The sequence below is a fragment of the Nocardia sp. NBC_00511 genome (genome assembly GCF_045161165.1).
In the GTDB taxonomy this organism is placed as follows: domain Bacteria; phylum Actinomycetota; class Actinomycetes; order Mycobacteriales; family Mycobacteriaceae; genus Nocardia.
In genome coordinates, this window is record NZ_CP107849.1 from 4,306,320 (window position 1) to 4,319,503 (window position 13,184).

Annotated in this window: 15 protein-coding genes; 8 read left to right on the plus strand and 7 right to left on the minus strand. The window is 67.5% G+C overall.

Annotated features, from left to right (window positions below; translation table 11 throughout):
• Nucleotides 1-26: 26 nt before the first annotated feature.
• Nucleotides 27-992, minus strand: coding sequence for a GlxA family transcriptional regulator (locus OG300_RS20290; RefSeq protein WP_405498613.1), 966 nt, complete (start codon nt 990-992; stop codon nt 27-29).
• A gap of 85 nt (nt 993-1,077) precedes the next feature.
• Here OG300_RS20290 and OG300_RS20295 point away from each other — a divergent pair, with 85 nt between their 5' ends.
• A complete protein-coding gene (locus tag OG300_RS20295) occupies nt 1,078-1,200 on the plus strand; it encodes a hypothetical protein (protein WP_405498237.1) in 123 nt (40 codons plus the stop codon).
• Entirely contained in the window at nt 1,197-1,409 is a 213-nt protein-coding gene (locus tag OG300_RS20300) for a hypothetical protein (RefSeq protein ID WP_405498239.1), read from the plus strand. The genes OG300_RS20295 and OG300_RS20300 overlap by 4 nt, the downstream gene beginning before the upstream one ends.
• An 86-nt stretch (nt 1,410-1,495) precedes the next feature.
• Here OG300_RS20300 and OG300_RS20305 read toward each other — a convergent pair whose 3' ends face one another.
• The gene (locus OG300_RS20305) at nt 1,496-2,149 is read right to left on the minus strand and encodes a DUF3043 domain-containing protein (RefSeq protein WP_405498241.1); all 654 of its coding nucleotides are present in this window, start codon (nt 2,147-2,149) and stop codon (nt 1,496-1,498) included.
• Between the two features lie 280 nt (nt 2,150-2,429).
• On the opposite strand from OG300_RS20305, the gene OG300_RS20310 reads away from it, so the two are divergent.
• From OG300_RS20310 to OG300_RS20320, 3 genes are all read left to right on the plus strand, one after another.
• Nucleotides 2,430-2,798 (plus strand): HesB/IscA family protein, encoded by a 369-nt coding sequence (locus OG300_RS20310; RefSeq protein ID WP_405498243.1) that lies wholly within the window; start codon nt 2,430-2,432, stop codon nt 2,796-2,798.
• A 148-nt stretch (nt 2,799-2,946) separates the two neighbouring features.
• Nucleotides 2,947-3,918, plus strand: a complete 972-nt coding sequence (locus tag OG300_RS20315; RefSeq protein WP_405498245.1) for a carbohydrate kinase family protein — start codon at nt 2,947-2,949, stop codon at nt 3,916-3,918.
• Nucleotides 3,919-4,034: 116 nt separating this feature from the next.
• Nucleotides 4,035-4,748 (plus strand): MBL fold metallo-hydrolase, encoded by a 714-nt coding sequence (locus OG300_RS20320; protein ID WP_405498247.1) that lies wholly within the window; start codon nt 4,035-4,037, stop codon nt 4,746-4,748.
• A gap of 46 nt (nt 4,749-4,794) precedes the next feature.
• Here the strand turns inward: OG300_RS20320 and OG300_RS20325 are convergent, their stop codons facing one another.
• Nucleotides 4,795-5,895, minus strand: coding sequence for a branched-chain amino acid aminotransferase (locus tag OG300_RS20325; protein WP_405498249.1), 1,101 nt, complete (start codon nt 5,893-5,895; stop codon nt 4,795-4,797).
• A gap of 119 nt (nt 5,896-6,014) precedes the next feature.
• Here OG300_RS20325 and OG300_RS20330 point away from each other — a divergent pair, with 119 nt between their 5' ends.
• Nucleotides 6,015-6,857 (plus strand): hypothetical protein, encoded by an 843-nt coding sequence (locus OG300_RS20330; RefSeq protein ID WP_405498251.1) that lies wholly within the window; start codon nt 6,015-6,017, stop codon nt 6,855-6,857.
• Between the two features lie 231 nt (nt 6,858-7,088).
• Here OG300_RS20330 and gcvT read toward each other — a convergent pair whose 3' ends face one another.
• The 3 genes from gcvT to OG300_RS20345 form a co-directional block, all read right to left on the minus strand.
• The gene (gcvT, locus tag OG300_RS20335; RefSeq protein WP_405498253.1) at nt 7,089-8,189 is read right to left on the minus strand and encodes a glycine cleavage system aminomethyltransferase GcvT; all 1,101 of its coding nucleotides are present in this window, start codon (nt 8,187-8,189) and stop codon (nt 7,089-7,091) included.
• A 31-nt stretch (nt 8,190-8,220) separates the two neighbouring features.
• Nucleotides 8,221-9,240 (minus strand): alpha/beta hydrolase, encoded by a 1,020-nt coding sequence (locus tag OG300_RS20340; protein ID WP_405498255.1) that lies wholly within the window; start codon nt 9,238-9,240, stop codon nt 8,221-8,223.
• A gap of 110 nt (nt 9,241-9,350) precedes the next feature.
• Nucleotides 9,351-10,358, minus strand: a complete 1,008-nt coding sequence (locus tag OG300_RS20345; protein WP_405498257.1) for an exonuclease domain-containing protein — start codon at nt 10,356-10,358, stop codon at nt 9,351-9,353.
• A 392-nt stretch (nt 10,359-10,750) separates the two neighbouring features.
• Here OG300_RS20345 and OG300_RS20350 point away from each other — a divergent pair, with 392 nt between their 5' ends.
• Both OG300_RS20350 and OG300_RS20355 read left to right on the plus strand, forming a co-directional pair.
• A complete protein-coding gene (locus OG300_RS20350) occupies nt 10,751-11,089 on the plus strand; it encodes a DUF3311 domain-containing protein (RefSeq protein ID WP_405498259.1) in 339 nt (112 codons plus the stop codon).
• The gene (locus tag OG300_RS20355) at nt 11,086-12,570 is read left to right on the plus strand and encodes a sodium:solute symporter (protein ID WP_405498261.1); all 1,485 of its coding nucleotides are present in this window, start codon (nt 11,086-11,088) and stop codon (nt 12,568-12,570) included. Before OG300_RS20350 ends, OG300_RS20355 begins: the two co-directional genes overlap by 4 nt.
• Here the strand turns inward: OG300_RS20355 and OG300_RS20360 are convergent.
• The gene (locus OG300_RS20360) at nt 12,530-12,892 is read right to left on the minus strand and encodes an SseB family protein (RefSeq protein WP_405498263.1); all 363 of its coding nucleotides are present in this window, start codon (nt 12,890-12,892) and stop codon (nt 12,530-12,532) included. The genes OG300_RS20355 and OG300_RS20360 overlap by 41 nt on opposite strands.
• Nucleotides 12,893-13,184: the final 292 nt, after the last annotated feature.

A 13,184-nucleotide genomic window follows, 5' to 3' on the forward strand; every position in this document is an offset into this window, starting at 1 on the left:
CGGTAGGCACGGTCAGCGCGCCCCGTTCAGGAAACGCGGACGCCGAAGCGGCGGCGATACTCGACCGGCGCGATGCCGACCTGCCGCTGGAAGTGGTGGCGCAGCAGCGCCCCGGAGCCGAATCCGCAGCGGTGCGACAGCGTTTCCAGATCCATGTCGGTGTCTTCCAGGAGCTGCTTGGCCAGCAGGATGCGCTGTCCGGTCAGCCATTTCACCGGGGTCGTCCCGGTCTCGGCGGCGAAGCGCCGGGCGAAGGTCCGCGTGGACATGGCGCTGCGGGCGGCCAGGGACTCCACGGTGTGCCCGAGTTCCAGGTTCTCCTCGAGCCAGCGCAGGGTTTCGCTGAGGTTGTCGTTGTCGCAGTCGACGACCGGCCGCTCGATGAACTGCCGCTGCCCGCCGTCGCGCTGCGGCGGCACCACCATGCGCCGCGCGATGGCATTGGCGACGCTGCTGCCCAGTTCCCGCCGCACCAGGTGCAGGCAGGCGTCGATCCCGGCGGCGGTGCCCGCGCTGGTGATCAGATTGCCCTCGTCGACGAACAGCACGTCCGGGTCGACGGTCGCCTGCGGAAACCGTTGCGCCAGTTGGTTCACGTACCGCCAGTGCGTGGTGCATTTGCGCCCGTCGAGCAGCCCGGCCTCGCCCGCGAGGAACGCGCCCGAGCACACGGTGAGCACGGTCGCCCCACGATCGGAGGCATCGCGCACGGCCTCGATCACCCGGGGATCCAGGGCCGTGGAGATATGGAACGGAAACGCCGGAATCGCAACCAGATCCGCGTCTCGCAGCTCGTCGAGGCCGTAGTCGGGCGTCACCCGGATCCCCGGAGAACTGCTGGCCAGCGGCTTCCCCGGTTCGGCCCCGCAGACCCGGAAGTCGAATCCCGGCAGTCCGTCCCCGGTCCGGTCCAGCCCGAAAACCTCACAGACGACGCCGAATTCGAACATGGCGAGGTTGTCGTTGAGCACGACCGCAACCTTGGAGAGCATCGCTTCACCCACTTGGCCGAATATTTGCGAACAATGTCAGTACCGCCACTGTTGGCAGTAACTCTTCTAGAGAAAACTTACTGCCATGCAAGCGCTCTACGCAATCGTCACCGCGGGCACCGCCATGGCGGCCCTCGGCTACCTGACCTTCGGCTTCATGGCCGCAGACGTCCCCACCCCCACCGATGACAGCGAGGCCACCGCATGACCACCGTGCCCACCACCGCGTTCCGCTCCACCCACCGCGCCGACACCGCCGCCATCTTCCGCCGCGTAGCCGCCCTCTTCACCGCCGCGGGCCGCGCGGTCCCCTTCCACCGCCCGGAAATGTTCGGCTCCACCAACTTCGACGACCGCGACGTCCCCCGCACCGCCGCCGAACTCAACGCCATCATGTCCATCCGTGGCCGTGCCTGACCCCCGAACAAGATCAGGGAGCTCCCACCGCTGAATTCGAGTCGAATTCACACGGTGAGAGCTCCCTGATCTTGGAAGCGGTAGCCCTAGACGGCGTCGCCCGCGGAGACGCGGGGCTTGGGGGCACGCATGCGACGCACCTGGGAGGCGCGGACGAAGGCGTACCAGCCCAGGGACATCGAGGAGTCCGTGGCATCGGGGTAGCGCTCGTGGACCCGACGGTTGACGATGCGGCCCAGCACGACACCTTCGATGATCATGAACAGCATCATCACCAGCATGGCCAGCGTGACGATCGCCTGCAGCGCGGGCGAGAGGATCATGCTGAGGATCAACACCAGCGCCAGCGGCATGAACAGGCCCAGCAGATTGCGGCGCGCGTCGACGATATCCCGCACGTAGCCCTTGACGGGTCCCTTGTCGCGCGGCAGCAGGTACTGCTCCTCACCGGCGAGCATGCGGGCGCGGCGGTCCTGCGCGGCCTCGCGACGCTCGGACGAGGTGCCCTTGCGCTCCTCCTTGGTGCCGCGCAGCGCCTTGCGACGCGCCCGGGCCTCCTTGGCGGTCTTGGGCGCGGGCGCGACCGGTCCGCGTTTACGGGCCTCGGCCTCGCGACGCGATGGCGTCGGACGCCCCTTACCCAGGGTGACGGCCTTATCGGCAACCACGGCCCCACCAGCGGATTCGGTGCTGGAGCTGTCGGAAGCGGTATCGGAGTCGCCACGGCGCAGGAACTTCACGCCGACCAGGCTATTCGATGACTGGTCTGCCGGAAAATCCTGGTCCGCCTGTTTGTTGTGTCGGACACCTCTCGGTCTGCTTCCGGCCGCCGTCACCGGCTAATTTCCGGCAAGGGCGTACCCGACACTCCGGCTGCCGTCAACGAAAACGGGGAACGACGATCCGCGGGAGAAACCGTCCCGCGTAGGATGGGGAATAGTCGCCCGCGAACCGGCGTTGTGAGCCGAAGCGTGGCCATGCCGCACACGGGTTGAAAAACAGGGTCCTTTAGGAGAGTTCATGACTGTGCAGAACGAGACCACCACTCCCGGTGAGACCACCACACACGGTGTGACTCTGACCGACGCCGCGGCCTCGAAGGCCAAGGCACTGCTGGACCAGGAAGGCCGCGACGACCTGGCGTTGCGTATCGCTGTCCAGCCCGGTGGCTGCGCCGGCCTGCGCTACCAGCTGTTCTTCGACGACCGCTCGCTCGACGGCGATCTGGTCGTGGAGTTCGAGGGCGTCAAGCTCGCCGTCGACCGCATGAGCGCCCCCTACGTGCAGGGCGCCTCCATCGACTTCGTCGACACCATCGAGAAGCAGGGTTTCACCATCGACAACCCCCAGGCCACCGGCTCCTGCGCCTGCGGCGACAGCTTCAACTGACATAGCCTCGCAGCGCGGAACGTCTCCGGACGTTCCGCGCTGCTGCATGTCCGGGCCCGCGAGACGGTCAAATCCGTCCCGGACGGTGTTATTTTCTTAAGTGCGAGCCCTTTTCGGTGCGCATCCCCAAACCAAAGGATCGAACCCCGTGACCATCGCCGTGTCCGCGTCCATCGCGACCGACCACCTCATGCGCTTCCCGGGCAAGTTCTCCGACGTCCTGCTGGCCGATCAGCTCCAGCACGTGTCGCTCAGCTTCCTCGTCGACGATCTCGTCATCCGCAAGGGCGGCGTGGCGGGCAACATCTCCTACGCCATGGGTGTGCTCGGCACCACCCCGCTGCTGGTGGGCGCGGTCGGCAAGGATTGGGGCGAGTACCGGAAGTGGTTGGAGGACAACGGCGTCGACTGCTCGGCCGTGCGCGTCTCCACCGAGGCCCACACCGCCCGTTTCGTCTGCACCACCGACGAGACCATGGCGCAGATCGCGTCCTTCTACCCCGGCGCCATGTCCGAGGCCCGCGAGATCGACATCACCGCTCTGGCCGCCGACCGCGAGCTGGAGCTGGTGCTGATCGGCGCCGACGACCCGGAAGCCATGCTGCGCCACACCGATCAGTGCCGCGCCGCCGGAATCCCGTTCGCCGCCGACCCTTCTCAGCAGCTGGCGTTCATCGACGGTGAGACGATCCTGAAGCTCATCGAGGGCGCCGACTACCTGTTCACCAACGAGTACGAGTGGGGCATCCTGCTCCAGAAGACCGGCCTGTCCGAGACGGAAATCGGTGAGCGCGTTGGCATTCGCATCACCACCCTCGGTTCCAAGGGCGCGAAGATCATCGACCGCGACGGCACCGAACTGCACGTCGACGTGGTCCCCGACATCGCCAAGGTCGACCCGACCGGCGTCGGCGACGGCTTCCGCGCGGGCTTCCTGACCGGCCGTTCGGCGGGCCTGTCGCTGGAGCGTTCCGCGCAGCTCGGCTCGCTGGTCGCCGTCCTGGTGCTGGAAACCGTTGGCCCCCAGGACTGGACCCTCGATCACGATGTCGCGCTCAAGCGCCTGCGCGAGGCGTTCGGCGCCGAGGCCGCCGACGAGATCGAATCCGTCCTGCGCTGACCTGCCCGTCGAAACCGCACGTCGATTCCGGTCGGCGTGCGGTTTTCGTTTTCGGCCCGCTCGATATGCCCAATCCGGATGAGACAGTTGCCAGCCCGGGCAATAAGGTGGTGGTCATGGCCACCGACCGCTTGTATTTCCGTCAGTTGCTTTCCGGCCGCGACTGGGCCGTTGGCGATCCCATCGCGACGCAGATGCGCAATTTCGCGTACCTGATCGGGGATCGCGACAGCGGGGAATGCGTGGTCGTGGACCCGGCGTACGAGGCGAGCCAGCTGGTGGACATCGCCGAGGCGGACGGCATGCGCCTGACCGGCGTGCTGGCCACCCACCATCACCCCGACCATGTCGGCGGTTCGATGATGGGCTTCACGCTGCGCGGGGTGAAAGAGCTGCTCGAGAAGACCGATGTGGCCGTGCACGTGAATGCCGAAGAGCTGCCGTGGGTCGCCAACGTGACCGGCATCGCGCCCAGTGAGCTGACCGGGCACGCGCACGGTGACAAGGTCGCGGTCGGCGGCTTCGAGATCGAGCTGCTGCACACGCCCGGACATACGCCGGGCAGCCAGTGTTTCCTGTTCGAGGATCGGCTGATCGCCGGTGACACGCTGTTCGTGGACGGCTGCGGCCGCACGGATTTTCCGGGCGGCGACTCCGACGCCATGTTCCGCAGCCTGCGCTACCTCGCCGAGCTGAAGTCGGATCCCGTTGTGTACCCGGGACACTGGTACTCCGAGGAGCCCAGCGCCAACCTCTCGCACATCCGCGACCACAACTATGTGATGCGCCCGCAGACCCTCGAGCAGTGGCAGATGTTCATGCCGGGCTGATGTCCGACTGTGCCCGCACCCGAATTCGAGTGCGGGCGTGCGTCGTTCAGGCCAGTGTGCGCAGCCAGCCGTGCTGGTCGGCGAAGGTGCCGCGCTGGATCCCGGTCAGGGTGTCGCGCAGTGCCATGGTGACCTCGCCCGGTTCGCCGGTGCCGATGGTGAATTCGCCGTCCTCGGAGCGCACCGAGCCGACCGGGATGACGACGGCGGCGGTGCCGCAGCCGAAAACCTCGGTGATCTCACCGGATTGGACGCCGGTGCGCCATTCGTCGACGGAGATCTTGCGCTCCTCGACGTGGTACCCGGAGTCGGCGGCGAGGGTGATGAGCGAGTCGCGGGTGATACCCGGCAGCAGCGAACCCGACAGTTCCGGCGTCACGAGGCGCGCCTGCGACCCGCTGCCGAACACGAAGAACAGGTTGTTGGTGCCCATCTCCTCGACGTAGCGGTGCTCGCAGGCATCCAGCCACACCACCTGGTCGCAGCCCTTCTCGGCGGCCTGCCGCTGCGCCAGCAGCGATGCCGCGTAGTTGCCCGCGACCTTCGCCTCGCCGGTGCCGCCGGGTGCCGCGCGCACGAACTCGGTCGACAGCCACACCCGCACCGGCTTGAGGCCCCGCGGGAAGTACGCGCCCGCCGGACCGCCGAGCAGCAGGTACTTGTAGGCGGCGGCGGGCTTCACGCCCAGGCCGACCTCGGTGGAGAACATGAACGGCCGCAGGTAGAGGGCGTCCTCGCCACCGGCGGCGGGCACCCAGTCGGCGTCGACCTCGAGCAGCTGCCGGATCGATTCGATGAACAGTTCCTCGGGCAGCTCGGCCATCGCCATCCGGGCCGCGGACCGGCGGAAACGTGCCGCGTTGGCGTCGACGCGGAAGGTCGCGATGCTGCCGTCGGCCTGCCGGTACGCCTTGAGGCCCTCGAAGATGGCCTGGCCGTAGTGGAACACCATGGTCGCCGGATCCATGGACATCGGCGCGTACGGTTCGACCCGCCCGTTGCTCCACACGCCGTCGGCGTAGTCCAGCGAGACCATGTGATCGGTGAAATACCGCCCGAACCCGGGCTCCGCGAGAATCTCCTGTCGCCGCTGCGCCGCGAGGGGCGCGGGATGCGGGACACGGGTGAACTGCGCGGCAAGTGTCATGACCGGGAGTCTAATTCGCCGCATTCGACACGCCGGTGCGGGCTCCCTCCCCGACACTCCGGTGATCGTGCTGACCGCGGCCCTCGGCCGAAGATCATCTCGCCGATAGGCTGGCACGCGTGTACCAGGACGCCGCCACCCCGCCACCGGTCCGCTCGAACCGCCCCTGGCTGCTCGCACTGCTCGCGGTGGCGGTGCTGGGCCTGGTCGCAGTCCTGGTGGTGGCCGCACTGCAACCCGGGCGGACAGTGTCCGGAATCGCCCTTCCCGCAGACCAATACGGCCCGCAGGACACCGCCACCAAACCCCCGTCGACCACGACCACCACGACCACCACCACGGCCCCGAAGTCGGTGACCCCCGCCCTCACCCCCGGCTGGCAGACCGCGTACTCCATCACCCGCAACGCCACCTACGACGTCCCGCCGGACTGGACGGTCCCCACCCCCACCACCATCGTCGGCTTCGAGAGCGGCAGCAAACAGGTGGTCATGAGCGGCGCGGCCACCTACCAGGAGAAGGCCTGCGGCAAGTACCACCCCCACGCCATCTCCGGCGTCACCGGCTCAACGCTCGCCGACGTCTCCGCCGCCGCCAAGGCCACCGCCGACAACTGGTCCAAAGTCGCCGCAGCCGACGACGACCGCCCCGACGCCCAGATCTCCCTCAGCCCGGTCGAAACCCTCACCGTCCAAGGCAAACCCGCGGCCCACGTCACCGCCACCCTCACCAACCCCGCCCCCTACGACTGCGAACACCCCACCACCTCGGTCCTGCACGTCCTCGCCGTCCCCGGCAACAACGGCCAATCCGTGGTCATGGTCATCCAGGCCGACCAGGGCATCGCCGGCGCGCTCACGGACACCACCATCCGAGGCATGCTCACCACCCTCCGCCCGGCCGGGCTGAAGGCCACCGACTGCAAACAGGACCGCGACGTCGTCGGCACCTGGTGCGGCTGAGGCTGCTTCGAGGTGCCGGACCGCGCGGACGTTGATTGCGGCCAGGCACCAAACGTGCCCGCCAGGCCCGCGCATGCGACGTCCGGTCGATGGAGCGAATGGATGTTCCCGCCCCGGTGACCGGCTCGACCGCAGCTGTTGTTCGCGGCGAGCTCATTTCACGGACAACTGGTGTGGACATGAGAGCGGCCCAGTCGGATTCGACTGGGCCGCAGGTGTATCCGGGGTGGGTCAGGCGGTGCGGACCTCGACGAAGGGCGGGCGGATGACCTCGCAGCGGAGGCGGCGGCCGCGGACGTCGACCTCTACCTGGTCGCCGGGTTCGAGGCCTGCGGCGGTGTCGAGGAGGGCGAGGGCGATGCCCACCTTGAGGCTGGGAGAGAAAGTGCCGGAGGTGGTTTCGCCGACGGGGGTGTCGCCGCGCATGACGGTCTGGCCCTGGCGCAGGACGCCCTTGTCGATCGCCTTGAGCCCCAGCAGGGTTCGGCGCGGGCCCGCGGCCTTCTCGGCTTCGAGGGCGGACTTGCCCCAGAATTCCGGCTTCTTCCAGCCGACGGCCCAGCCGGTGCGGGCCTGCAGCGGCGAAATGTCCAGGGACAGTTCGTGTCCGTGCAGGGGGTAGCCCATCTCGGTGCGCAGGGTGTCGCGCGCGCCGAGTCCGGCGGCCTGGCCACCGGCGGCTTCGACCTCGGCGACCAGCGCGCGGAACAGGGCCTCGGCGTCGTCCCACTTCGGCAGCAGCTCGTAGCCGTGCTCGCCGGTGTATCCGGTGCGGCACACTCGGACCTGGCGGCCGTCCCAATCGGCGTCGGCGTAGGCCATGTACTCCATGTCGGTGGGGAATCCGAGCTTGGCCAGCACCTCGGCCGAACGCGGTCCCTGCACCGCGAACACGGCGTATCCGCGATGCTCGTCGGTGATGGTGATGCCCTCCGGCGCGGCCTTCCGCAACTCCGCGACGACGGTCGCGGTGTTGGCGGCGTTGGGCACCAGGAAGATCTCGTCGTCGCTCACGTAGTAGGCGATGAGGTCGTCGATCACGCCGCCCTCGGGCGTGCAGCACAGCGTGTACTGCGCCTTGCCGGGGCGAATCCGGTTCAGGTCGTTGGACAGCGCCGAGTTCACGAACGCGGCCGCGCCCGCACCCTTGACGGTGGCTTTGCCCAGGTGGCTGACGTCGAACAGCCCGACGGTCGACCGGACGGCGTTGTGCTCGCCGACGGTGCCCGCGTACGAAACCGGCATCTCCCACCCCCCGAACGGAGCGAAGGTGGCGCCCAATTCGACATGGACGGCGTGGATGGGTCCCTGCAGCAGCTTCTCGTCGGTCACCCGTAGCAGCCTATCGGTTACCGGCCTCGGATCAGATCCCGAGGCTGCGGGCGATGTCCGGCCAGACCTCGTGGAAGTCGATCTGCCAGGACGGCCAGTTGTGCCCGCCACCGGGCAGGTAGTTGAAGGTGGCCGGGATGCCCAGGTTCTCGATGCTGGATTGCAGAGCGCGCGTGCAGGTTTCGACGGTCCCCTCGAGCGCGGTGCTGGACGCGCCGACCTGTCCCCCGCCCGCCGCAGCGGTATCGGCCCCGGTTCCGGCGGCGACGAAGAGGTTGGTGCCGCGCAGCTTCGCCAGATTGGCATCGGTGGAGGGATCGTTGGCCGTCCACGCGGGCGCACCGTCGACTCCCCAGATGTTCCACGGATTGCCGCCGCCCGACAGCACCACGGCCTGGAGGTAGCGGCGGCCGGGATCCGTGGAGGTCTGCGCGCAGCCGCTGAACGCCCCCACACTCCGGTACAGCCCCGGCGCGGATTCTGCCAGCGCGAGCGTGGAGGTCGCCGACATCGACACGCCCACAATGGCATTCACGCCGGAGGCATCGAAGGCGGTATCCATGATCGGCGGCAGCTCCCGGGTCAGGAACGTCGTCCACTTGTTGCGACCGAGCATCGGATCGTCGGTCTGCCAGTCGGTGTAATAGGTGTAGCGCCCGTCGATGACGTTCACGACGTTCACGTTCTGATCGCCCAGGTAGTCGACGAGGTCGGTCTTCGTCTCCCACGAGGTCTCGTTGCCACCCGCGTCGAGCCCGTCCTCGGCCCCGTTGAGCAGATACAGCGTGGGCCGCGGCGCGGAGGTGTCGGCCGCGCGGATCACCTCGAGCCCGACCACCCGATTCATGGCCGCCGAGTACACGTACACGGTGGATCGGCGGTCGTCGTGCGACACGACATGATCGATATGCGACCCGTCGGCGTCGACCTGCGCATCGGGAAACACGGGTGCCGCAGCATTCGCGGAGGCTGGCGTCACGGCTCCGATTGCCGCCGTGACCAGTGCCATTCCCGCTATCAGCCGCATCGCGCGCCCGAGTGAACCCGACATATTCGCCTCAATTTCCCGTGATTGATCTCCCCACCTCTTTACCGACGCCGGTGGGTTGCCGCAATAACACACTTCTCACAACACCGCAGAGCGACCGCCGCCCACCGGCCTCACTGCGATGCCACCACCGCATCGGTGCCCAGCCGGGCCAGCAGCGTGGTCTCGTCGAGCACATCGATCCGCTGCCCGCGCGCCCGCAGCTCGGCCACCCGCCGCGCCTTGGTCGTGGTGAAAGCGTCCGGGTCGCCGCCGCGGAAGCCGTCACCGATGACGAGCGCGGTGGTGCGCCGGGTGACGTTCTTCGCCGGAGTCGCGCCGTGAGAGGCGATGGCGTTCCAGGCTTCCTGCCGGGTCATGGAGCCGAGATCGCCTGTGAAGACGATGGTTTCGCCGTGCAGGGGATGACCCGGGGTTCCGCTGTTGATCTCCGGGAGCACCAATTCCTCACGGCTGAACCAGGATCGGTGTGCCCGCCGTTCCTCACGAGGCCGAGCGATATCGTCGCTGCCGGAGTCCGGCCAACCGCCAGGCCCTGTCCGGAGCGTCTCCCGTTCCGCCGGTTCCAGTCGCAACCGCGTCCCGACGACCATCCGCTCCAGCGCCGCCAGCGAGTCGGCCCCCGTCCGCTCCGCCAAGGCGATGACAATGTCCGCCGCGGCAGCAGCATCCGCGGCGGCATCGTGGTGATTGGTGAATTCGATCCCCAATGCGGCAGCCACCTGCGGCAGCCGATAGCTGTCGAGATCCAGGTGTCGCCGGGCCAACGCCAGACTGCAACTGAATTCCCAGTCGGGCACGTGAATCCCACTGCGCCCGCACGCTTCTCGTATCGCGCCGCTGTCGAACCCGGCATTGTGTGCGATCAACGGCAGCCCGTCCACCATCCCCGAGACTTCCGGCCATCGCTCCGAGAACACCGGCTGATCGGCCACCATGGCCGCCGAAATCCCGTGCACCCGAATGTTGTGCCAGTTGAAGAACTCGAGCCCGGCGGGCGGCTTACACAGCCACGCCCCGGCCTCCGCCGGTTTCCCGTCCCGCACCACCGTCACTCCGATGGCGCAGATACTCCCCCGCGAGGAATTCGCGGTCTCGACATCGATGGCAGCGAACGACAATCCGCCCATACTCACCGCACCGCGAGCGACGACAACCGCGCGACGGCAGTGGACTGAATTTCGAGCGAGAAGGTCATAACGCTCCACGGTCGTGCCGGACAGATACCCGGCCACGTTAGAGCATCCGCCGGACAACTCCACATCGCCCCCGGTGCGAATTCCCAACGCACCCAAACAGTTCCGACCGCCGGGTTTGAATGACGCCCGTTTCAGCGTCTACGCACCCCCGCGGCCGCTCCAGCCCGGCTGTCGATTTCTCCCGTTAGTCCGTCGATTCGTCCCACACATCAGTTGATTCGCCCGTACGAGGTCCGGCGTGCCGAACCGTCAGCCGGGCATATCCGGGTGGAATAGTTCGCAACGGCAGCGACCCGCGACGACCCGGAGGCCCCATGCCCGACTCAGCGAGCCCGGTGCCCCTGCGCCACCGCGGCCCAGTCCTGTTGCTACTGGCGGCCCCCGCCGTCCTCTACTGCCTGGCCCCGGTCGTGGCCAACCGCATCGAACCCCGCATCGCGGGCATCCCGTTCCTGATCGCGTATCTGATCGCCGTCACCATCCTGACCGGCCCTCTGGTCTGGCTCGTAGCCCGCTTCGACCCCGCATACCGCACCGGCGCACCGGAATTCGTCCCCGCCGACAGCACGTTGGGCGGTGACCCGCATGCCGCCACGCCACCCCGGCACGGCGATGGCGCCCAGGGCATCGAGTCCACGGAGGCCGACCAGTGACGGGCCGCGCCACCGTGGCGGTATCCCTGTTCGCCGTCGCCATGCTGGTGACGGTCGCCATCGGCGTCCTGTCCTCCCGAGGCCGAACCCGCTCGATGTCGGAATGGTCCATTTCCGAACGCGGTCTCGGCACCCTGTTCGTCCTGGTCCTGATGGCGGGCGAAAGCTACACCAGCTTCTCATTTCTCGGCGCGGCCGGTTGGTCCTACCGCTACGGCATCCCGATCTTCTACCTGATCGCGTACCTGAGCACCGGCCTGGTCGTGGCGTATTTCGTCGCGCCCCTTCTGTGGTCGTACTGCGCCCGCCACCACCTGGTCTCGATCGCCGACATAGCCGAACATCGGTTCCGCTCAAGGCCTTTGGGTATCGCCGCCGCCCTGCTGTGCACGATCTTCCTGGTGCCGTACATCCAACTCCAGATCCAGGGCATGGGCCTGGTCGTCAACGCCATGTCCTACGGCGCGATCAACCTGAAGACCGCCGCGATCATCTCCTTCGTGGTCGCCGAAGCCTTCATCCTGACCTCGGGCCTACGCGGCTCCGCCTGGGTGAGCGTCCTCAAGGACAGCCTCGCCGTCCTCTCGATAGCGATCCTCGCCGCCTACATCCCCTGGCACTACTTCTCCGGCCCCGCCGAACTCCTCAACCGCCTGGTCACCGAAAAACCCCACTGGCTGACCTTCCCCGGCGCAGGCGGCGGCACCTTCGGCGCCTCCTGGTTCGTCTCCACCATCCTCCTGAACGCCCTCACCATCTGCGTCTTCCCCACCACCGTCGCCGGCTACCTCTCCGCCCGCACCCCCAACGCCCTCCGCCGCAACTCCATGCTCCTCCCCTGGTACCAACTCCTCCTCCTGGTCCCCATCCTCATCGGCGCCGCGGCCCTCTTCGCCGCCCCCACCTTGAAGAACCCCGACCTGGCCCTGTTCACCCTCGTCACCGACTCCCTCCCCTCCCCGGTCGTAGCGTTGATCGGCATCGCCGGAGCCCTCTCCGCCATCGTGCCGATGAGCGTCTTCCTGGTAGCCATCGGAACCCTGTGGGGCCGAACAATTCTCGGCGGCGGCCTACACGGCAAGGTCTCCTCCGACACCCGCCAACGCCGCAGCGCCCAACTCATCGGCCTGACCGTCGGTGCCATCGCTTTGGCCGGAGCCCTCATCTACCCGAAGGTCCTGGTAAACCTCTCGGTCCTTTCCTACGAGGGCATAGCCCAACTGGTCCCCGCAGTCCTCCTGGGCCTCTACTGGCGCCGCCTCACCGCCCTCGGCGTAGGCCTCGGCCTCATCACCGGCAGCGCAGTAGTCCTACTCCTGCACGCCACCGGCCACGATCCGCTCTTCGGCCTCAACGGCGGTCTTTACGCGCTGACCGCGAATCTGATTGTCGCAGCGACAGTCTCGTGGACGGTCAATTCAAAGACCGAGCCCTCCGCCCCTACTCCCGAACCCGCAACGCCGCAACAGCATCCGGCGTAATCGGCAACCCAGGCGCCTCCGCCCGCAAATTCAACGCGATCCCAACCCCACCAGGCATGATCCCGAGCAATCTGTCGACCGCCACCTCGATCCGCGACACCGCCCCCGCAGCCGAAACAAGCTGCTCCTCAGACGAATACGCCGGCACATACTGCCCACCATCGAGCGTCACCCCGGGCAGCGAAACCGCCCCACCTTCCCCACCGGAAACCGGGATGAACAGCGAAGCCCCTCGAATCCCCTCCAGCAGTTCAGAATCCGACACCCGCCCATCCTGCGCGTCGGCAAGCAACTCTTCGAGACGATTAGCTGGGAACACCACCAATATCCTGCCCTGCCTGTCGGACCGCCCGTTTCAGTACCTCGAGTCTGTTCCCGAAGTCGATGTTCACGGCCCGCTGCTCATCGAAGTCATTCCGCAGGAGGTAGAAGCCGCAACGTTCCGTCACACTGCTTCGCCTTCTGACAACACAGTGCCCTCACTCGGCGGACTCCCCGATCGTGGCGATGACCGGCTCGTCTGTCGCGATAGCGGTTCGCCACCAGATGCGATGCCGTGAGTTAGCCAATCCAAGCCCGAGTTGAGACCCGGGAATTGATACTGTCCTCCATGA

What these genes read in the sequence shown, in the direction of transcription:
- OG300_RS20290 (WP_405498613.1), bottom strand. Translation starts at nt 992, where the DNA reads ATGCTCTCCAAGGTTGCGGTCGTGCTCAACGACAACCTCGCCATGTTC.
- OG300_RS20295 (WP_405498237.1), top strand. Translation starts at nt 1,078, where the DNA reads ATGCAAGCGCTCTACGCAATCGTCACCGCGGGCACCGCCATGGCGGCC.
- OG300_RS20300 (WP_405498239.1), top strand. Translation starts at nt 1,197, where the DNA reads ATGACCACCGTGCCCACCACCGCGTTCCGCTCCACCCACCGCGCCGAC.
- OG300_RS20310 (WP_405498243.1), top strand. Translation starts at nt 2,430, where the DNA reads ATGACTGTGCAGAACGAGACCACCACTCCCGGTGAGACCACCACACAC.
- OG300_RS20320 (WP_405498247.1), top strand. Translation starts at nt 4,035, where the DNA reads ATGGCCACCGACCGCTTGTATTTCCGTCAGTTGCTTTCCGGCCGCGAC.
- OG300_RS20325 (WP_405498249.1), bottom strand. Translation starts at nt 5,895, where the DNA reads ATGACACTTGCCGCGCAGTTCACCCGTGTCCCGCATCCCGCGCCCCTC.
- OG300_RS20340 (WP_405498255.1), bottom strand. Translation starts at nt 9,240, where the DNA reads ATGTCGGGTTCACTCGGGCGCGCGATGCGGCTGATAGCGGGAATGGCA.
- OG300_RS20350 (WP_405498259.1), top strand. Translation starts at nt 10,751, where the DNA reads ATGCCCGACTCAGCGAGCCCGGTGCCCCTGCGCCACCGCGGCCCAGTC.